The organism is Anoxybacillus pushchinoensis (assembly GCF_900111795.1).
Classification (GTDB): domain Bacteria; phylum Bacillota; class Bacilli; order Bacillales; family Anoxybacillaceae; genus Anoxybacillus; species Anoxybacillus pushchinoensis.
Map to the genome: position 1 here is coordinate 125,736 of NZ_FOJQ01000001.1, position 20,388 is coordinate 146,123.

19 protein-coding genes, 2 pseudogenes and 1 other annotated feature are annotated in these 20,388 nt (G+C 47.6%); of the genes and pseudogenes, 1 reads left to right on the forward strand and 20 read right to left on the reverse strand.

The genetic code is table 11. From position 1 onward, the window contains the following. Positions 1–305 (forward strand): annotated as a pseudogene (locus tag BM213_RS00645) (hypothetical protein); the annotation flags it as partial. Positions 306–348: 43 nt separating this feature from the next. On the opposite strand, the gene pyrE reads toward BM213_RS00645, so the two are convergent. The 20 genes and pseudogenes from pyrE to BM213_RS00745 all read right to left on the reverse strand — a co-directional run. Then, on the reverse strand, positions 349–963 hold the full coding sequence (pyrE, locus tag BM213_RS00650) for an orotate phosphoribosyltransferase (RefSeq protein ID WP_003395028.1): 615 nt from the start codon (positions 961–963) through the stop codon (positions 349–351). Beyond that, on the reverse strand, positions 963–1,676 hold the full coding sequence (gene pyrF / locus BM213_RS00655; RefSeq protein WP_091700033.1) for an orotidine-5'-phosphate decarboxylase: 714 nt from the start codon (positions 1,674–1,676) through the stop codon (positions 963–965). Before pyrF ends, pyrE begins: the two co-directional genes overlap by 1 nt. Continuing rightward, positions 1,648–2,586 carry a dihydroorotate dehydrogenase gene (locus BM213_RS00660; RefSeq protein WP_091700034.1) on the reverse strand — a complete coding sequence of 313 codons (939 nt, stop codon included), beginning with the start codon at positions 2,584–2,586 and terminating at the stop codon, positions 1,648–1,650. The genes pyrF and BM213_RS00660 overlap by 29 nt, the downstream gene beginning before the upstream one ends. Then, positions 2,583–3,344: a dihydroorotate dehydrogenase electron transfer subunit gene (locus BM213_RS00665; RefSeq protein WP_091700035.1), complete on the reverse strand. Its 762-nt coding sequence runs from the start codon at positions 3,342–3,344 to the stop codon at positions 2,583–2,585. The genes BM213_RS00660 and BM213_RS00665 overlap by 4 nt, the downstream gene beginning before the upstream one ends. After that, entirely contained in the window at positions 3,341–6,532 is a 3,192-nt protein-coding gene (carB, locus tag BM213_RS00670; protein WP_091700036.1) for a carbamoyl-phosphate synthase large subunit, read from the reverse strand. The genes BM213_RS00665 and carB overlap by 4 nt, the downstream gene beginning before the upstream one ends. Continuing rightward, positions 6,525–7,619 (reverse strand): carbamoyl phosphate synthase small subunit, encoded by a 1,095-nt coding sequence (locus BM213_RS00675; protein WP_091700037.1) that lies wholly within the window; start codon positions 7,617–7,619, stop codon positions 6,525–6,527. Before BM213_RS00675 ends, carB begins: the two co-directional genes overlap by 8 nt. Further along, positions 7,619–8,902 carry a dihydroorotase gene (locus tag BM213_RS00680; protein ID WP_091700038.1) on the reverse strand — a complete coding sequence of 428 codons (1,284 nt, stop codon included), beginning with the start codon at positions 8,900–8,902 and terminating at the stop codon, positions 7,619–7,621. Before BM213_RS00680 ends, BM213_RS00675 begins: the two co-directional genes overlap by 1 nt. Continuing rightward, a complete protein-coding gene (locus BM213_RS00685) occupies positions 8,868–9,791 on the reverse strand; it encodes an aspartate carbamoyltransferase catalytic subunit (protein ID WP_091700039.1) in 924 nt (307 codons plus the stop codon). The genes BM213_RS00680 and BM213_RS00685 overlap by 35 nt, the downstream gene beginning before the upstream one ends. A gap of 129 nt (positions 9,792–9,920) precedes the next feature. Further along, positions 9,921–11,213: a solute carrier family 23 protein gene (locus BM213_RS00690; RefSeq protein WP_091700040.1), complete on the reverse strand. Its 1,293-nt coding sequence runs from the start codon at positions 11,211–11,213 to the stop codon at positions 9,921–9,923. Positions 11,214–11,332: 119 nt separating this feature from the next. Then, positions 11,333–11,869, reverse strand: a complete 537-nt coding sequence (gene pyrR, locus BM213_RS00695; RefSeq protein ID WP_091700041.1) for a bifunctional pyr operon transcriptional regulator/uracil phosphoribosyltransferase PyrR — start codon at positions 11,867–11,869, stop codon at positions 11,333–11,335. A 154-nt stretch (positions 11,870–12,023) separates the two neighbouring features. Continuing rightward, positions 12,024–12,935, reverse strand: coding sequence for an RluA family pseudouridine synthase (locus BM213_RS00700; protein ID WP_091700042.1), 912 nt, complete (start codon positions 12,933–12,935; stop codon positions 12,024–12,026). After that, complete coding sequence (gene lspA / locus BM213_RS00705) at positions 12,910–13,398, reverse strand: signal peptidase II (protein ID WP_091700043.1); 489 nt, start codon at positions 13,396–13,398, stop codon at positions 12,910–12,912. Before lspA ends, BM213_RS00700 begins: the two co-directional genes overlap by 26 nt. A gap of 75 nt (positions 13,399–13,473) precedes the next feature. Next, positions 13,474–16,230 (reverse strand): isoleucine--tRNA ligase, encoded by a 2,757-nt coding sequence (gene ileS / locus BM213_RS00710; RefSeq protein ID WP_091700044.1) that lies wholly within the window; start codon positions 16,228–16,230, stop codon positions 13,474–13,476. A 45-nt stretch (positions 16,231–16,275) separates the two neighbouring features. After that, positions 16,276–16,489 (reverse strand) — a binding site (T-box leader). A 45-nt stretch (positions 16,490–16,534) separates the two neighbouring features. Beyond that, positions 16,535–17,038, reverse strand: coding sequence for a DivIVA domain-containing protein (locus BM213_RS00715; RefSeq protein ID WP_003395054.1), 504 nt, complete (start codon positions 17,036–17,038; stop codon positions 16,535–16,537). Positions 17,039–17,102: 64 nt separating this feature from the next. After that, a complete protein-coding gene (locus BM213_RS00720; RefSeq protein ID WP_091700045.1) occupies positions 17,103–17,876 on the reverse strand; it encodes a YlmH family RNA-binding protein in 774 nt (257 codons plus the stop codon). Beyond that, entirely contained in the window at positions 17,876–18,148 is a 273-nt protein-coding gene (locus BM213_RS00725; protein WP_091700046.1) for a YggT family protein, read from the reverse strand. The genes BM213_RS00720 and BM213_RS00725 overlap by 1 nt, the downstream gene beginning before the upstream one ends. A gap of 1 nt (position 18,149) precedes the next feature. Continuing rightward, positions 18,150–18,572, reverse strand: coding sequence for a cell division protein SepF (locus BM213_RS00730; protein ID WP_091700047.1), 423 nt, complete (start codon positions 18,570–18,572; stop codon positions 18,150–18,152). After that, positions 18,573–19,256 carry a YggS family pyridoxal phosphate-dependent enzyme gene (locus BM213_RS00735; RefSeq protein ID WP_091700048.1) on the reverse strand — a complete coding sequence of 228 codons (684 nt, stop codon included), beginning with the start codon at positions 19,254–19,256 and terminating at the stop codon, positions 18,573–18,575. Positions 19,257–19,260: 4 nt separating this feature from the next. Next, positions 19,261–20,064, reverse strand: coding sequence for a peptidoglycan editing factor PgeF (gene pgeF, locus BM213_RS00740; protein ID WP_091700049.1), 804 nt, complete (start codon positions 20,062–20,064; stop codon positions 19,261–19,263). 27 nt (positions 20,065–20,091) lie between these two features. After that, positions 20,092–20,388, reverse strand: a pseudogene (locus BM213_RS00745) (RNA-guided endonuclease IscB); the annotation flags it as partial.

The following is a 20,388-nucleotide window of genomic DNA, read 5'->3' on the forward strand; positions in this document are numbered from 1 at the left end:
TCGCTGCTGTGAATAAGCGTATCGATCAAATCGAGCAAACGATGGCAACGAAAGATGATGTGGCGCTTGTGCCAGCAATTCGTGAAATGGTTGGGCAGTTGATGGAACGAATGACTGTTGTAGAGTTGCATGTGCAAGAAATTCCAGCCATGAAACAGCAAATCGAACAGTTGTCGCAACAAATGGAAGAAGGGTTCGAGAAAATAGCGCATCAAGAAACGATTCTACAAGCACTATCACTCCGTTCGATTCAACAAGCAAACGATATCCACTACTTAAAAACAAACGCTGTTTCCACTAAATGAACATAAGATAAAAAAGGGTGTCACTCGTTAGACACCCTTTTCTTTATGCTTCTAACTGACTACGCCAACGATGCAACGTTGCTCGCTCCTCCTCGGTAATGATACCGAGTTCTAGCGCTACTTCCATGAGCGCATCGTAGTCAGTAACGGTATAGACGGGAACGCGTTCTTGTTCAAACGCGCGTTTTCCTTTTTCTAATCCGTATGTAAAAATGGCGACGACCCCAAGCACTTCGCATCCTGCTTCACGCAAGGCGCGCACAGCGTTTAATGAACTGCCTCCTGTAGAAATTAAATCTTCCACGACGACGACGTTTTGCCCTTTTTCTACTTTCCCTTCGATTTGTTTTCCTTTTCCATGTCCTTTCGCTTGACTGCGCACATAGCACATCGGCACATCGAGCCGTTCGCTCACCCATGCGGCATGAGGAATGCCTGCGGTCGCTGTTCCGGCAATAACGTGGACATGTGGGAAATGCGTGCGAATGAACGCTGTTAGCTCATCGGCAATCATCCGTCTCGTCGCTGGATAAGCTAGCGTCAGGCGGTTGTCGCAATATATGGGCGCTTGTATGCCTGAAGACCATGTAAACGGTTCGTTCGGGCTTAACGACACCGCACCGATCGAAAGAAGTTGTTTTGCGATTTGTTTTTTCATCATTGTTCACCATCCCATTCCCGTTTTAACCGCTCATACGCTTCGTGTGGATCATGCGCTTTCGTGATGCTTCGTCCGACGACGATATAAGTTGTTCCGAGCTGTTTTGCTTCGTTTGGTGTTACAACGCGCACTTGATCGCCCTTTGCCTCGTTCGCAAAACGAATGCCGGGTGTGACGGTAATGAACGTTGGGCCAAAACGTGCGCGAAGAAGCGGCACTTCTTGGGCGGAACAAACGACCCCGTCTAGCCCGCTATCATGTGCAAGTGAAGCGTAATGGAGCACTGTGTCTTTCATCGTGCGGTCAACTAACAGCTCATGAACAAGCATCTGTTCGCTTGTGCTCGTCAGTTGCGTCACCGCAATACAGCGTGGGCGCTTCATGCCGTTCGGCGTGCCTTCCTCTAATCCTTCTAACGCCGCACGCATCATCGCGCTTCCCCCTGATGCGTGGACGTTTACTAAATCAACTCCTAATTTTGCCAACCCTTTCATCGTTCGCTTAACTGTATTTGGGATATCATGAAGCTTTAAATCTAAAAAAATATAATGGCCACGCTGCTTTAGTTCGTCGATAATCGTCGGACCTTCTTGAAAGTATAGCTCCATGCCGACTTTGACAAATAGCGACGTATCGGAAAATAACTGTAAAAACGACTGCACTTCTTCTTTTGATGAAAAATCAAGCGCCACAATGAACGGTTGATCCATTGTTCCAACTCCTCCCCGTACATTCCGAAATGTGATCGACACCGAGTTCATCTAACAGCGCCGGCAAGTCACGAATAATGTTTGGACAGACGTACGGGTCGATAAAATTGGCCGTTCCGATCGCGACCGCACGCGCACCGGCATAAAAAAATTCAATAACATCTTCCGCCGTTTCAATTCCACCCATCCCGATAATCGGAATGGATACGGCTTGGCTCACTTCGTAAATCATCCGAATAGCAATCGGCTTAATCGCTGGGCCAGATAGACCGCCAGTTCGATTCGCTAAAATCGGCTTCGTAGTTTTGACGTCAATACGCATACCTAACAACGTATTAATCATCGTCAACCCGTCAGCTCCAGCTTGCTCGATTGCTTTTGCCATGTGTACAATGTTTGTCACATTCGGCGATAGCTTCACGTATACAGGGACGTCAGATACTTCTTTTACCGCTCGCGTCAGTTCGGCGGCAACTTCAGGAACGGTACCGAACGCAATGCCGCCCTTTTTCACGTTCGGGCATGAAATGTTTAACTCGAGCGCATGAACGTTTGGCGCTTTTGATATACGCTTCGCCACTTCTACATATTCTTCCATCGTTGAACCGGCAACGTTGGCGATAATGGGCACGTCGTATTGCGCTAACCACGGCAATTCTTCAGCTATTACTCGATCTACACCCGGATTTTGCAACCCGATCGCATTTAACATGCCGCTTGGCGTTTCTGCTACCCGTGGGGTTGGATTACCGAAGCGCGCCTCTAACGTCGTCGCTTTAATCATGATTGCGCCTAGCACGCTTAAATCATAATACGCCGCATACTCCCGTCCAAACCCGAAACATCCAGATGCCGGCATGATCGGATTTTTTAATGATAGTCCTGGAAGCTCTACTGCAAGCCGGTTCATAACAACACCTCCCCCGCTCGAAATACCGGTCCATCGCTGCACACTTTTTTATATGCCGTCTCGCTATGAGGTACGCGGCAAACGCAAGCGAAGCAAGCTCCGATGCCGCACCCCATTCGTTCCTCGAGCGACAAATATACTTGTTGATGCGGAAAGTCATTCGCAAGCGCCCGCAACATCGGCTTCGGTCCACAAGCGTACAACACATCAAACGACAGATCATTTGCCCGAATGACATCGGTGACAAATCCTTTCATGCCATATGAACCGTCGACTGTCGCAACGTACATCTCGCCGAACGATGCAAATTTTTCATCATAAAACGCGACATGTTTCGTTTGAAAACCGAGCACGGTCGTGACGAAAACACCGTTTTGGCTAAGCTGTTTGGCGAGCTCAAACAACGGGGGAACGCCGATGCCTCCTCCGACAAGCAAAGCTCGCTCTCCTCTTTTTGCCGCTGTTACCGAAAAACCGTTCCCGAGCGGACCGAGCACATCGACTGTTTCGCCACGTGCTTTTTGTGAAAGAAGCGTCGTTCCTGCGCCTTCTACACGGTAAATGATCGTGCACTCATTCGCCTTTTGATTGATGTCGCAAAGGCTGAGCGGACGCCGTAATAGCGGCGTCGCTCCCACCTTCACATGCACAAATTGTCCCGGTATATGCATATGTTGAACGAGCGAACCGGAAAGAACAAGCTCATAAATGCGATGGGCGATCGGGCGATTCGACACAACCGTCATCATGTCTTTCATACACCCACCTTCTTTTCTGCCATCGCCGTTGTCGAAAAAGTCATCGCTTCTAAGACGAGAAGCATCGCTTTCGCTGTATCGAGCGATGTCACGCACGGAATGCCGTTTTCTACCGCTTCGCGACGAATGCGGAAACCATCGCTTTCTGTTTCTTTTCCTTTCGTTAACGTATTGATGACAACTTGCGCCTCGCCTTGGCGAATGACGTCAAGAATGTTTGGCGAGCCGGTATGAATTTTATTTACGACTGTGACCGGAATGTTTGCTTGGCGCAACGCGTTTGCCGTACCGTTTGTCGCAAGTAGCTGGTAGCCAATATGGTAAAAACGACGCGCGATATCGATCGCCTCTTCTTTATCTTTATCGGCAATAGTTAACAATACCGCCCCGTACGGACGAATATGAATACCTGAAGCGACGAGCCCTTTATACAACGCTTTTGCAAATGTGTCGTCTTTTCCGATTACTTCGCCGGTCGATTTCATTTCTGGCCCGAGCGAAATATCGACGTTACGCAACTTCGCAAACGAAAAGACGGGTGCTTTTACATATACGCCTTCGCTTTCTTCTTTTAATCCTGTACTGTAACCAAGTTCTTTTAACTTCGCCCCTAAAATGACTTTTGTTGCAATGTTTGCCATTTTCACGTTCGTAATTTTACTTAAAAATGGAACGGTACGGCTCGACCGTGGATTTACTTCTAATACGTATACGTCTCCGTCGTATAAGACGAATTGAATGTTTAATAAACCGACGATGCCTAGCCCCTTCGCAAGCGCAATCGTGTAGTCGACAATTTGCTGTTGTACATCTTTCGTTAACGTTTGCGGTGGATAGACGGCAATCGAATCGCCGGAATGAACACCGGCGCGTTCAATATGTTCCATAATGCCCGGAATAAATACATCGTCACCGTCTGAAATGGCATCGACTTCAATTTCTTTCCCGATTAAATAGCGGTCAATTAATACCGGATGTTGTGGATTGACTTTCACCGCATGTTCCATGTAATGAAGGAGCTCTTCCTCTTTATATACGATTTCCATCGCCCGACCGCCAAGCACGTACGATGGACGCACGAGAACCGGATAACCGATATGTTGGGCAATGTGTACCGCTTCATCAACTGAACACGCCGTTTTTCCTTTCGGTTGCGGAATGCCAAGTTGCGCCAGCGTCCGTTCGAATTTGTCCCGGTTTTCAGCTCGATCTAAATTTTCAAGCGACGTACCGAGAATGCACACGCCGCGCGCGGCTAGCTCCGCCGCTAAGTTGATCGCCGTTTGACCGCCGAATTGGACGATCACGCCAATCGGTTGTTCGAGATCAATGACGTGCATCACATCTTCAATCGTTAACGGTTCAAAATATAACTTATCGGAAATGCTAAAGTCGGTAGATACCGTCTCTGGATTGTTGTTAATAATGATCGCTTCATATCCCGATTCTTTAATCGCCCATACGCAATGAACGGTCGCGTAGTCAAACTCAATTCCTTGCCCGATGCGAATCGGACCTGAGCCGAGCACAACGACGCTTTCGCGCGGGGTAACAACAGATTCGTTTTCTTCTTCGTATGTGCTGTAATAATACGGAGTTTCTGATTCAAATTCTGCCGCGCACGTATCGACCATTTTATAGACAGGAGTGAGTCCTGCTCGTTTGCGCATGTCGTATACGTCGCGCTCCGTCATGTTCCAAAGTTTCGCGATTGCCACATCGGAAAATCCGATATCTTTCGCTTTCGCTAGTACGTCTATATCGCCAACATGTTCACGTACAACTGATTCGTACTCTACAATACTTGCAATTTTCGTTAAAAAGAATACATCGATTTGACTCCATGCATGCACTTGTTCGACCGTTACGCCGCGCCGAAACGCTTCTGCAATGTAAAATAACCGTTCGTCCCCCGCTTTTTGAATGCGTTTTTGCAATAGCGCATCATCGACTTGTTCTTTTAACTCAAGATGGTACACGTTCGTTTCGAGCGAGCGCACCGCTTTTAATAGCGATTGTTCAAACGTGCGCCCGATCGCCATCACTTCGCCTGTCGCTTTCATTTGCGTACCGAGATGACGGTTCGCTGATTCAAATTTATCAAATGGAAAGCGCGGGATTTTCGTGACGACGTAATCAAGCGCCGGCTCAAAGCAAGCGTACGTTTTTCCTGTCACCGGATTCATCATTTCATCAAGCGTTAAACCGACCGCAATTTTTGCAGCTAGCTTGGCAATCGGATATCCGGTCGCTTTCGAAGCGAGTGCCGATGAGCGGCTGACGCGCGGGTTGACTTCAATGACGTAATATTGAAAACTGTGCGGATCAAGCGCAAGTTGCACGTTGCACCCACCTTCGATGCCGAGCGCGCGAATAATGCGAAGCGACGCGTTGCGCAACAGTTGATATTCGCGATCGCTTAACGTTTGGCTCGGAGCGACGACAATTGAATCGCCCGTATGAATGCCGACAGGATCAATATTTTCCATATTGCAAACGACGATGGCGTTATCTTTCGCATCGCGCATCACTTCGTATTCGATTTCTTTATAACCTGCGATACTTTTTTCTAATAAACATTGATGGACAGGGCTCATTTTTAAGCCGCTTGAAACGATGTCAATCAACTCTGTTTCGTTCGTACAAATGCCTCCTCCTGTTCCACCGAGCGTAAACGCCGGTCGGACGATGACAGGATAACCGATTTGTGCGACGAATGCACATGCTTCTTGTAAACTATGAACGATGGCGCTCTCTGGCACAGGTTCGCCAAGTTCGTTCATGAGCGCGCGAAATTGCTCGCGATCTTCCGCTTTTTCAATCGCTTCTAATTTCGTGCCGAGAATTTCAACGCCGCACTCTTCAAGCACGCCTGCTTTCGCTAATTCGACCGCCAAATTTAAGCCCGTTTGTCCGCCAAGCGTCGGCAAAATCGCATCGGGACGCTCTTTGCGAATGACGCGCGCAACAAATTCAAGCGTTAACGGCTCCATGTATACTTTGTCGGCAATTTCTGTATCGGTCATAATTGTCGCTGGGTTCGAGTTGACGAGAATGACTTTATATCCTTCTTCCTTTAAGGCTAAACATGCTTGCGTCCCTGCGTAATCAAATTCCGCTGCTTGCCCGATGACGATCGGCCCTGATCCGATGACGAGAATCGTTTCAATATCTTGACGTTTAGGCATGAACGACACCTCTTTCTTTTTTAAACTGTTCGATCATAGCGATAAAATCATCAAACAAGTCGTTAGCATCTTCTGGCCCTGGCGACGCCTCCGGATGAAATTGCACCGTAAACGCTGGAACGTCGCGATGGCGAATTCCTTCGATCGTTCCGTCGTTTAACGCGATGTGCGTCACCTCTAACCGCGTATGAACGAGCGACTGTTCAGTAACGGTATAACCGTGATTTTGCGACGTCATCGCAACTTTTCCTGTTTCTATATGTTTGACAGGGTGGTTCGAACCGCGATGACCGAACTTCATTTTTTCCGTATTCGCCCCGCAAGCGAGCGCAAACAGTTGATGGCCAAGACAAATGCCAAAAAGCGGAACGTGGCCGAGCACACCTCGAATCATGTTAAGCGCCTCTGGCACATCTTTCGGGTCCCCCGGTCCGTTTGATAACATTACCCCATCTGGATGAAGGCGCAACACGTCTTCTGCTGTTGCGTTATACGGGAGCACGATGACGTCACAATCTCGTTTATTTAACTCGCGCAAAATGCCGTGCTTCATGCCAAAGTCGATTAAAACGATGCGATGGCCGCGCCCTGGACTAGCGTACGGACTTTTTGTCGAGACGCGCTTCACTTGATCGCGCGCAAGCTCCGTTTCTTTTAAATGGGCGACCGCCTCTTCAACAGACACATCCATATCGCAAATCATTCCTTTTAATGTGCCGTGTTGGCGGATGATGCGCGTCAGTTTCCGCGTATCGACACCTGCTAAGCCGGGGATATTTTTCATGCGCAAATAGTCGTCAAGCGTATGTTCGCACCGCCAATTGGACGGCGATGAACACGCTTCTTTGACGATAAAACCGAACACGTATGGTTCAATCGACTCAAAGTCGTCGCGATTTATGCCGTAGTTGCCGATCAACGGATACGTCATCGTCACGATTTGTCCGCAATACGATGGGTCGGTTAAAATTTCTTGATATCCTGTCATTCCTGTGTTAAAAACGACTTCACCGACTGTTTGTCGTTCACTTCCAAACGCTTCGCCAACAAAACGTGTACCGTCTTCTAAAATGAGTTGTCGCTTCATCACTCTCTCCCTTTCTGCCAAACGATTTTTCCGTCGACGACCGTCATCGTCGGCCATCCTTTACATACCCAGCCTGCAAACGGTGTGTTTTTTCCTTTTGAAGCAAACGTATGAGGATCGATAACTTGTTCCGTATGTAAATCGATAACGACAAAATCTGCTTTTGCCCCAACTTTCAGCTCGCCACCGTCGATACGAAACGTTTCCGCTGGTTTTTTCGCAAGCCAATCGACGAGCTGCTTTAACGTACATACTCCTTTTTCAACGAGGTGCGTGTATAAAAGCGGAAAAGCGGTTTCTAACCCAACGATGCCAAACGGCGCAAGCACCATCCCTTCGCTTTTTTCTTCCTTTGTATGTGGCGCATGATCGGTGGCAATAAAATCAATCGTTCCATCAAGCAACCCTTCGATTAACGCTTGTTGGTCTTCTTTCGTGCGCAGCGGTGGATTCATTTTAAAGTTTGCGTCTAACGTTGGAATGTCTTCATCGCAAAGAAGTAAATGGTGCGGCGTCACTTCAGCAGTGACGCGAATTCCTGCTTGTTTCGCCTCGCGCACGATGCGCACCGATTGTTTCGTGCTCATATGACAAACGTGATAATGGCAACCTGTCGCTTCCGCTAACAACACATCGCGCGCAATATGTACCGCTTCACAAACGGAAGGAATACCGGTCAGTCCGTGTCGTTTCGCAAACGCTCCGTCATGCACGCATCCTTTATACGTCAGCGTTTCGTCTTCACAATGTGCGACGATTGGCATATCGAGAGCAGCAGCTTGCTGCATCGCCTCGTACATCATGCGCGCGCTTTGTATCCCAACGCCATCGTCCGTAAACGCAAACGCCCCCGCCTCTTTCAATGCGGCAAAGTCAACGAGCTGTTTACCTGCTTGGCGCACGGTAATGGCGGCATACGGTAACACGCGCACATGCGCTGTTTCGCGAATGCGCTGCATAAGCCATTCCATTTGTTGTTTCGAATCGGGAACAGGTTTTGTGTTCGGCATGGCGGCGATCGTCGTAAATCCGCCTTTCGCTGCCGCTAACGTTCCTGTCGCAATCGTTTCTTTATGCTCGCCACCCGGCTCGCGCAAATGAACGTGCACGTCAATAAACCCCGGCGCGATAAATTGTTCACATACATCGATCACTTCCTCGTGATCGTGTGCCTCGATGCACGGGGCGATCGCAACGATGCGCCCTCCGTCTATTTTTATATCCGTCAACACTAGCTCGCCTCGTTCATTAAGCGAGCGCGCACGTTGGAAAATGATAGCCATTTCGCTCTCCCCCTTTTTGTAGCGCGCGTTTCAATACAGCCATGCGCACGTATACACCGTTTTCCATTTGTTTAAAAATGCGGGAACGCTCACATTCAACGAGTTCGCTTGCAATTTCTACATCGCGATTGACAGGAGCGGGATGTAGAATGATACTCGTTTTCTTCATCTGTTTTTCTCGCTCGATTGTTAACCCGTACTGAGCGTGGTATTGTTCCTTCGTCCATCCCATTTGTCGTTCGTGGCGTTCATGTTGAATGCGAAGGAGCATGACGACATCCGCTTCTTTTACTGCCGTATCGAAATCCACGTACGTGCCGAACGGATTCGTCGCATCTTGCCACTCGAGCGGGCTGCAAAATAAGACGTTAGCGCCGAGCCTCGTTAATATTTCAGCATTGGAGCGGGCAACACGGCTATGACGAATGTCACCAACGATCGCCACTTGAAGCCCGATAAACGTGCCGAACTGCTGATAAATCGTCATTAAATCAAGCAGCGATTGTGTCGGGTGGTGACCGCACCCATCGCCGGCGTTAATGATCGGGATATGGACTACATCGCGCAACGGCTCAAAGTAATCGTCAGACGGATGGCGAATGACGACCGCCTCTACGCCGATCGCTTGCAACGTCCGAATCGTATCGTATAACGTTTCTCCTTTTTGGACGCTCGACATTTGTGCATCAAACGGAATGACTTCTAACCCAAGCTTTCGTTCTGCAATTTCAAAGCTGCATTTTGTACGCGTGCTCGGCTCAAAAAATAAGTTCGCCACAAACGTTTGTTTATTTGTTTTCCATGTTTCCCCGTTCGCAAATCGTTCCGCTTCATGCAAAATGGCAAGCACTTCATCAACAGACAACTCGGTTAACGTAAGTAAATGCATACAAGACTCCTCCTTTTTAGTAAAAAAACACCTTGCCGTGCGAGGCAAGGTGTTGAAAAGCATGAGGAAAACATATGTCCTCCTCCTCGCACCTTTGTAAGCCTCGCTGGACTTCATTTAAAAGATGCATTATGCGACATCATGATGTTGTTCATATGTGCTATCGTTCATGTTCGGACGACCTGGTAAAATGAGATTTAATACGATGCCTGTAATCGCTGCAAGCGCCATGCCGTGCACTTCAAATTGCTCCGATACTTTTACGATCGCATCCCCGATACCGATGACGAGAATGACGGATGAAATGACTAAGTTTCGCTTATCGCCAAAGTCGATTTTACTATCGACAAGCATGCGTAAACCAGAGGAAGCGATAATTCCGAACAACAAGATCGATACGCCGCCCATGACCGGCGTCGGAATCGAACTGATGAGCGCCGTCACTTTACCGAAAAATCCGAAGGTGATCGCGAGGACAGCTGCACCAGCTAACACGTATACGCTATATACGCGCGTAATCGCCAATACGCCGATATTTTCTCCGTACGTCGTCTTCGGTGGACCGCCGATGAGCGCAGAAATCATCGTCGCTAATCCGTCACCGAAAATGGAGCGATGTAAGCCTGGCTCTTTAATGTAGTTGCGACCGACAACTTTGCCTAACACGAGCTGGTGGCCGATATGTTCAGACAGCGTCACGATCGCAACAGGAACCATAAGCAATACGATGTCGAGCGTAATGCGCACGTCGTAATGAACGAACGGCAAGAGGAAGTCTGGCATTTCAAGCCATTTTGCTTTCGCCACTCCTGATAAATCGACGACGCCGATCGCTAGCGCGTACACGTAGCCGACGATAATGCCCATTAATACAGGGACGAGGCTAAACATCCCTCGCGATAAAATCGAGAACATAATGGTTGCTGCAAGCGTCACGATCGCAACAGAAAAGTGCGTTAAACTGTACGTTCCATCCGGGCCGTTCATCGCCATGCTGACGGCGACGTTCGCTAACCCGAGTCCGATAACGATAATGACTGGACCGACAACGATCGGTGGCAACAAATTCATAATCCAGCGATAGCCCGCTTTTTTAATCGCTAAAGCGACGATGCCGTACACAAGCCCCGCTAAAAAGCTGCCAATCATCGCCGCACCGGGTCCGCCCGCTGCTTTCGCTGCAATGATTGGCGTAATGAACGCAAACGACGAACCGAGATAAGCTGGCACTTGCCATTTTGTGACGATTAAAAAGGCGAGCGTGCCGAGTCCACTTGAAATAAGCGCCATAGCTGGACTTAGCCCGACTAAATACGGAACTAAAATCGTTGCGCCAAACATCGCAAATAAATGTTGTAAACTAAGCGAAATGAGTTGCCCGAACGAAGGAACATCTTTCACGTCTAATACCGGTTTCATCATTCTCTCTCCTTATTTCTGTTTATATAAAAAACCCTCTTTGTCCGTACGAAGGCACAAAGAGGGTGTAAAAAACCGTTCCCCTTTGTCAGCCTCGCTGGACTGCCTTTAAAAAGGGTGCTTTATTCATGTATGCTCACTTGATCCGTGTCATCGACCTCTTTTAACTCGACGACAATCATTTCCGAGCTCGATGTCGGAATGTTTTTGCCGACAAAGTCAGCGCGAATCGGTAATTCGCGATGGCCGCGGTCGACGAGAACAGCCAGTTGAATTTGCGCCGGACGGCCGAGATCCATGACGGCATCCATCGCCGCGCGCACCGTTCGACCAGTAAATAACACATCGTCGACTAAAATGACTTTTTGATTCGTCACAGAAAACGGGACGTCTGTTCCTTTGACGAGCGGTTCACGATCAGCTGTTTTTACCGTTAAATCATCGCGGTATAACGTAATATCTAGCTCGCCGACAGGAATGGCTGTTCCTTCAATTTGTTCAATGCGCTCGGCTAACCGCTTCGCTAAGTAAATGCCACGCGTTTTAATGCCGATAAGCACACAGCCGTCAATCCCTTTATTGCGCTCAATAATTTCGTGAGCAATGCGCGTCAATGCGCGTCGAATCGCTTGTTCGTCCAATACAACTGCCTTTTGCATCGTTCCACCTCCATACAAAAAACCCTCTCACCGTTTGGCGAGAGGGTACATGTAGGCATACGTCACCTATATCCGACACCTTCTCAGCCTCACGGGACTGAACTTAAAGGTTCTTGTTCACTTGAATTCATTTTACGTTTCCTGTTTTCATTTGTCAACGATTATTTCGCAACATATCGAGCAATCGTTCAAATTCATGAGGGAGCGGGGCTTTAAACTGCATATATTCGCCCGTGCGTGGATGATAGAAACCTAATACCCCGGCATGAAGCGCTTGTCCATCAAGCGGCAACGTTTTGCGCGGACCGTATTTCGGATCGCCTGCGAGCGGGTAGCCAATATATTTCATATGGACGCGAATTTGATGCGTTCGCCCTGTTTCGAGCTGACATTCGACGAACGTATAATGGTCAAATCGTTCAAGCACGCGGAAATGCGTCACCGCCTCCTTCCCGTTCTCAACAACCGCCATGCTTTGCCGATCGCGCGGATCGCGTCCGATCGGGGCATCAATTGTCCCATAATCGTGCGGAATAACACCGTGAACGATCGCTTCGTATTTGCGCGTAACCGTTTTGTTTACAAGCTGATTGACGAGCGATTCGTGGGCGAGATCGTTTTTAGCCACCATTAACAAGCCTGACGTATCTTTATCGATGCGGTGCACAATGCCTGGACGCAACACGCCGTTAATGCCTGAAAGGTCTTTACAATGGGCGAGCAACGCATTCACAAGCGTTCCGCGCATATGCCCTGGCGCAGGATGGACGACCATGCCGCGCGGCTTATTGACAACTAATACGTCCGCATCTTCGTAATATATGTCAAGCGGAATATGTTCTGGTTCGACATGAAGCGGTTCGGGATCCGGAATAGAGATCGTCACTTCATCATCGACGTGACACTTATAGTTCGGCTTCACCGCCTTTCCGTTGACGAGGACGTGCCCTTCTTTTAGCCATTGTTGCACTTGAGAGCGAGACCATTGCTCGTTTAATTCGGCAATCACTTTATCGATTCGTTCTCCGTCATGTTGATCTTCAATTGTGAGTTGAATTTGCTCCATCGCTCATTCCCTTTCGTTGTTTTTCTTCGATCCATGTGTAAATAAACATGAGCGCGACACCAATCGTTAACGCGGCATCAGCAACGTTGAAAATCGGAAAGCTGTAACTAAATATGTACACATGAATGAAATCGACGACTTCTTTCCGAAAGACGCGGTCAATAAAGTTGCCAAGCGCTCCGCCAAGCATGAGCCCGAGCGCAACGCCAAACAACCGCTGCGTAGGCTGCAAGCGTTGAATGTATATGACGATGCCGACGACAACGACAACCGTAACGATATAAAACAACCAAAATTGTCCTTGCAACATGCCCCATGCTGCGCCGCGATTACGATGTGACGTCATATATAACACGTTTTCAATGATCGGAATGCTTTCCCCTAATTCCATATAGCGAACGACAAGCCACTTCGTCCATTGATCAAGCAAAATGACGACAAAAGCAAGCAAATAATATACCATCATACCCCTCCAAGACGAAATTCTTTTTCATTGTATCATAAACAATCCCCCCTTGAAAGAGAGGGGGGATTAGTGTTATTGCTTGACAATTGTCGCACAACGTGGACATAGCTCTGGGTAATCAGCATGTTCGCCGACTGTCGGTGTAACGACCCAGCAACGTGCGCACGTTTTTCCTTCCGCTTGTTTGACGACAATCGCTGTTTTCGTAAATGTTTGCGCCTCGCTCGGTGCTTCTGTAAATGAGCCACCAATCGAAAACGCGGAAACGATTAACAATTGTTTCATATCTTCTTTAATGGAGTCGATGAGCGCTTTCGCCTCTTCTGTCGGATATAAAACGACGTGCGCAGTGAGCGATTTTCCGATTAATTTTTCGCTACGCGCCACTTCTAGCGCCTTTAATACTTCGTCGCGCAGTTCCATAAACGCATCCCATTTTGCGACGATGCGATCGGCATCATCGATATGCACCGCCTCTGGCATATCAACAAGCTGTACGCTTTCTTCTTTCACGTGCGGGATGTACGACCATACTTCATCTGCCGTATGCGGTAAAATTGGCGCAACAAGTTTCGTTAACGCCACAAGCGTTTCATACAACACCGTCTGAATCGAACGGCGTTCATGACTATTTGCCGCCTCGATGTACAACACATCTTTCGAAAAGTCAAAGTAAAACGCGCTTAAATCGACGGTACAGAAGTTGTTCACTTCATGATAAATCGTCGCAAATTCATACGCTTCGTATGCTTGTTTTACTTTTTCGATGAGACGATTTAATTTAATGAGCATGTAACGATCCACTTCGCGCAACTGCTCGATCGCTACCGTATGTTCTGCAGGATTGAAATCGAATAAGTTCCCGAGCATAAAACGGAACGTGTTGCGAATTTTACGATACACTTCTGCCACTTGTTTTAAAATGTTGTCAGAAATGCGCACGTCCGCTTGATAGTCGACAGAAGCAACCCAAAGACGCAAAATGTCGGCACCAAGCTGCTCCATCACTTTTGCTGGCACGACGACGTTGCCGAGCGATTTGCTCATTTTTCGTCCTTCGCCATCTAATACGAATCCGTGGCTTAGCACACCTTTATACGGCGCTTTTCCGGTAACTGCAACCGCGGTGGAGAGCGATGAGTTAAACCAGCCGCGATATTGGTCGGACCCTTCTAAATAAAGATCTGCTGGACGCTGTAAATCATCGCGTTCTTCTAATACCGCTTGATGAGAAGAACCAGAGTCGAACCAAACGTCCATAATATCTGTTTCTTTCGTAAAGCGTCCGTTCGGGCTACCTGGGTGCGTAAAACCTTCTGGAAGTAAATCTTTCGCTTCTCGTTCAAACCAGACGTTTGATCCGTACTGACGGAACAAGTTCGATACGTGCTCAATCGTTTCGTCTGTAATAATTGGCTCTCCATTTTCTGCATAAAAGACTGGAATCGGTACACCCCATGCGCGTTGTCGCGAAATGCACCAGTCGCCGCGATCGCGAATCATGTTATGAATGCGAATTTCACCCCATGCTGGCACCCATTTCGTTTCTTCGACAGCTTTCAACAATTGCTCGCGAATTTTGTCGATGGACGCAAACCATTGAGCTGTCGCACGGAAAATTGTCGGTTGTTTCGTCCGCCAGTCGTGCGGATACGAGTGCGTAATAAACGATAATTTTAACAGAGCTCCAACTTCTTGCAGTTTTTCAGTAATCGCTTTGTTTGCATCGTCGTAAAACATGCCGGAAAACCCTGGCGCTTCTTCTGTCATATAGCCGCGCTCATCGACAGGGCAAAGAACGCCTAAGCCGTATTTTTGTCCGACGACAAAGTCATCTTCCCCGTGGCCTGGAGCGGTATGGACACAACCTGTTCCTGCATCCGTTGTGACGTGTTCGCCACAAATGACGAGCGAGTCACGATCGTAAAACGGATGTTTCGCCACGACGCATTCAAGTTCGCTTCCTTTTACTGTTTTTAATACAGTGACATGCTCCCAACCAATTTCTTTTTGCACCGATTGTAATAGCTCTGAGGCAACGACATATTTACCTCCGTCTGCTTCGACGACGCTATATTGTAATTGTGGATGAACAGCGATACCTAAGTTCGCTGGAATCGTCCATGGTGTCGTCGTCCAAATGACGATTTTTTCATCGCCATCAAGCACACCTTTTCCGTCTTTCACAGGAAAGGCGACGTAAATCGACGGTGAACGTTTATCTTTATATTCAATTTCCGCTTCGGCAAGCGCGGATTCGCTTGATGGCGACCAATATACTGGCTTTAGCCCTTTATAAATTAGTCCTTTTTTCGCCATTTCACCGAACACTTTAATTTGTTGTGCTTCGTATGCTGGCGTTAACGTAATGTAAGGGTTATCCCAATCACCGCGCACACCAAGCCGTTTAAATTGTTCGCGCTGGCGGTCGATTTGCTCGTACGCATATTGTTCGCACAGCTTGCGAAACTCGACGACACTCATTTCTTTTCGATTGACGCCTTTCGTTTTCGTCAATGCTGTTTCAATCGGCAAGCCGTGCGTATCCCATCCCGGCACGTACGGTGCACAGTAGCCGCTCATCGATTTATAGCGCACGATAAAATCTTTTAAAATTTTATTGAGCGCATGCCCCATATGAATATCGCCGTTCGCATACGGCGGCCCGTCGTGCAACACGAAAAGCGGCCGATCTTTCGTGCGCTCTTGCACTTTACGGTAAATGTCCATTTCTTCCCACTTCGCTTGTATTTGCGGTTCACGTTGCGGCAAATTGCCTCGCATCGGAAAATCGGTTTTTGGCATGAGTAACGTATCTTTGTAGTCCATGACTATACCTCCTTTTATGTCAATAAAAAAAGCCTTCTCATGCCCAAAAGGGACGAGAAGGTCTCGCGGTACCACCCTTATTGACTATGTACAATAGTCCACTCGACATTCGTAACGGGAATGACGCGCCGTGGCCTACTTATGTTCGGCACGGAACTCCGGGGTGATCTTCATTCTTTCGCTTATGCCGAGCTTCCACCGCCCTCGGCTCGCTGAAATAAGCTGATGAAAGAACTACTGTCCCCTTCATCGTTTTTCCATGTATAACTGTATTCGATATTATAGGTAATAACGATGCCGCTCGTCAAGACTCCGTTATTTCTTGTATCGCTTCATCGTCAAGCTTGTAGTCTAATAAATGATCCCAGTCACCGCTGTTTAACATATCGAGCTGCGCTTCAATTAACATTTTGAAGCGGTTGCGAAACACTTTCGCTTGTCGCTTTAATTCTTCGACTTCCATTGAAATTTTCCGCGTTTTCGCGAGCGCTTCGCTAATGATGCGATCGGCGTTTTTCTCCGCTTCTTTAATGATGAGCTTCGCCTCTTTTTGTGCGTTTCGCTTCACTTCTTCGGCGGTTTCTTGCGCGATTAAAATTGATTTATTTAACGTCTCTTCTATGTTCGTGAAGTAATTCAGCTTTTCTGTTAGCTCCTTTACTTTTTCCTCGAGCTGCTTTTTTTCACGCAACACCATTTCATAGTCTTTAATGACTTGGTCTAAAAATTCGTTTACCTCATCTTCATCATATCCACGAAAGCCTCGGCTAAATTCCTTATTATGAATATCTAACGGCGTCAACGGCATGTGGTCCACCTCCATCTTATGTACGTACCATGGCTATTCGACATGTTTTGCGAAAATCCTGCTTTTATTTCGTTTTCTCGACAACGATGCGCCACTTTTCTTTTTTCGTTTGCCCTGCAATCGTCTTCAAACGGCAGCGCCCATGTTGCCGAAGCGATAATAAGTCGCCTTCTCGACATTCAGCGGACGGCTCATCGACAACTTTCCAGTTCAATTTTGCCCATCCTTGTTCAATAAGCGTCTGCACTTTTTGACGTGACAGACGAAACGTTTGCGCGAGCACAGCGTCGAGACGAAGGGAAGATACAGTAATCGTCTCTTCTTCCCATGTTTCAGCGACGACGCGCATCTCCGACAACGGTCGTTGTTGCAATGAGACAGAAGCGTTGCGAATCGACGTCATATTCATCTTCACAAACGGAGCGATATCGGAGGCGACAACAAACTGAACGACGTCATCGGCAATGACAATATCGCCGAACTTCTCGCGCTTCACACCGAGCGATAAAAGCGCGCCAAGTACGTCGCGATGTTCAATCGTTACAAATTTTTTCGGATAGCGGACAGAAAATAACGTCAGTTCAAAATCATCTTCTGTCGGTTCGATGTACGGCGGATATAGAAGTGCTCGCTTCCTTTCAGCAAGAGAACACCCGCCAAAAAACGATACGTTCACGTCATCGTGATGTCCGACGACGGTGCGAACGATTTGTTGCTCGCGCGGATCTAAAAACGGGGTAAGTTTTAGACGATATTGCATAGTCACGAGCCGCTTCCATTCGCACACAAGGTCAATGAAATGATGCTCTTCTTTACGGAAATGTTGATAAATGTTCATTATAACCCTCTGCTGATCATATCTAATAACCCATAAACGCCTGCTGTTGCAAAACGCAAAACAAGCAAGGCGACAATTGGAGAAATGTCGATCATGCCGATAGGTGGAATAAAGCGGCGAAACGGCTCTAAATATGGTTCACAAATGGTAGCGAAAAACTGCCCGACTTTTGTGTCGCGCGCATTTGGAAACCAAGACATTAAAATGTAAACAATAAGCGCATACGAATATACTTGAATAATTGTCACAACAACATTTGCAATTTGATACATTTTACCACCTCTTTATCGTTGAGTCATCGTCCGATACGACCGAAATTGAACCGCTCACATCGACGTTATCTGGCGTGCATAAAAAAATTGTCGAGCCGACTTGTTGAATGTCTCCACCAATCGCATATACCGTTCCGCTCAAAAAGTCGACGATGCGGCGCGCTTGATCGCGATCGACGCGATGAACGTTGACGACGACGGCGCGCCGATTTTTTAAATGATCGGCAATTTCTTGCACTTCTGCATATGCGCGCGGCTCAAATAAAACGACTTTCGAAGATTTTTGCACGCTTTGTAAACTGACGACATTTTGCTTTTGTTCAGCTTTCGGTTGTTGCACGACTTCCTCTTGCTCGTATTCATCCTCTTCCCATTTTTCCTCATCTAAGTCGAAAAAATCGCGAATTTTTTTTACAAATCCCATTTATTCCACCTCCTCTTCGCCTACAAGACTTGTACCAAGTCGGATGAACGTCGCTCCTTCTTCCACCGCGATGACGTAATCGTTTGACATGCCCATCGACAACTCTGTACAAGGGGCGTGCGACCATTGTTTTTCTTGCACGCGTTCCTTTAGTTCACGCAACGTCCGAAAACAGTAGCGAATCGTCGCTTCATCATCCGTATATGGCGCCATCGTCATTAATCCGACAACTTGAATGCGTGGAAAAGCAGATAACGTTTCAATAAACGGCAATACGTCTTCCGGCGCTAATCCATGTTTCGACTGCTCGCCTGAAACATTCACTTGCACAAAACATTTGATCGTCCGATTGGCTCGCTTATCGATTTCTTCCGCTAGCGAAAGGCGGTCAAGCGAATGAATGTAATCGACGTAATCAATGACTTGTTTCACTTTTCTTGATTGCAGCGTGCCGATGAAGTGCCACGTTGCTTGTTTTCCGATCGCCTCATATTTGTGCAAAAAGCCGTCTGCACGACTTTCGCCTAAGTGAACGATCCCAGCTTCCACCGCCTCTTTTGCGCGTGCGACGCTTACGTATTTCGTCACCGCCACAATTTGCACATCGGATACGCTTCGTCCTGTTTTTTCACACGCTTCGGCAATTTCATATTGAATCGTTTGTAAACGTTGTTTCACAGACATATGATCACCTCCAGCCAATAAGCGCCATCATTCTCCCTGTCTTTCCACCATCGCGACGGTGGGAGAAAAATAATGATCGCTCACAGCTTGTGCAATACGATGAAACAGCTATTTGTTGAATCGGCACCCCAGCTTGTTGCAACAGCTGTTTATTCATTTCTTTTAAATCAAGCGCATACTGCCCCCTACTTGTTTCATTATAAAGAGATGGAGAGCAATTGGCTAGCGCCTTTTGAACGAATTCAATGACGCGATCATCGACGACGTAACAGCATCGGCCGATCGATGGACCGATCACAACATGAATATGTTGGGGAGCGACGCCTTCTTCTTCCCACCGTTTCACCATTTGTCCAGCGATGTTATGGACTGTCCCTTTCCAGCCAGCGTGGGCTACTCCAATGAGCTGCTTGTTTGGCGCAAAAAAGTAAAGCGGAACACAATCCGCAAAACAAAGCGCTAAAGTTAATTGTCGCTCGTTCGTATAAAGCCCGTCTGTATGCGGCAACGCGGTGTCGTACGTGCGCACTCCTTTGCCAGCATGCGCTTTCGTCACTTTCTCTATATGCACGCCATGCACTTGATGTGCGCACACCCATCGCTCAATCGGAAGACCGAGCGTTTCGGCAACAATTGTTCGATTTTTATACACCGCATCTTCATCATCTTCCACATGCATGCCAACATTTAACGTAGCGAACGGTTCATCGCTTACCCCGCCTTGCCTCGTTGTAAACGCAACGGTAACATGTTCCCAGCCTTCAAACAAAAGCAATTGTTCGCCCACTTGGCGAAATATTTCATTCATCAGTTTTAGGCGAGGAGACCCCGACTTCTAAGCGAGAGCGAAAGTCGGGGAGGAATCGCCCTTCCTCCTTTCAATTAGTAATGTACTAGCATACTCAACTCTTTTTAGCTTTTTCCAGCTTGCTGAAGCATGCACTTTTGTGCCATCTAACAGCCGAAGGTCAAAATAACCGCTGCTTCTTCTGCCAAATATAAAACATTCTTTCCCTTCGTACACCACCTTGTCAAACAGTTGAAACCCTTTGACAAATCGTGGAGCTTTGTTTGATTTTCGTTTTCCACCTTTCAAGATGGTTGCCTTATGCAATTGACGGTTGTTTTTGCG